Source organism: Acinetobacter entericus (genome assembly GCF_026168575.1).
GTDB classification, from domain to species: domain Bacteria; phylum Pseudomonadota; class Gammaproteobacteria; order Pseudomonadales; family Moraxellaceae; genus Acinetobacter; species Acinetobacter bouvetii.
On the sequence record NZ_JAPEQW010000156.1, the window covers coordinates 1 to 335 of the forward strand.

The 335-nt window shown below is 57.9% G+C and carries 1 pseudogene; it reads right to left on the reverse strand.

The window, feature by feature from the left end:
- Positions 1 to 310: pseudogene (locus OKC24_RS20010) on the reverse strand (hypothetical protein); the annotation flags it as partial.
- Between the last annotated feature and the right edge of the window lie 25 nt (positions 311 to 335).

Here is a 335-nt window from a genome sequence, read left to right on the forward strand (position 1 = left end):
ACAGACGGAATGCTGAATGCAGATATCCGTCAGGGTGCGTCTGTCGGTATTCCTCATAAAGACTCTTGACAGTCACGCCCTTGCGTGACAGACGGGCGGCATACTCAGGCAACAGAGCCTCAAGCTCGGACTGACGGGGCGACGGCTCGCGGTGACGCACACCCTTGGGGATGAACATCTCGCGCAGCCGATGCTCCGGCAATGCCAATAACTGCTCCATTGTCAGAGACGAGTCCTGCCACAGGCGGACATATTTGCGGACCGTGTTGCGGGATACGTCAAAGGCCGCCGCGATGCCTTTTATCCCCATCCCCGATGCGTAACATCGGAGAAGA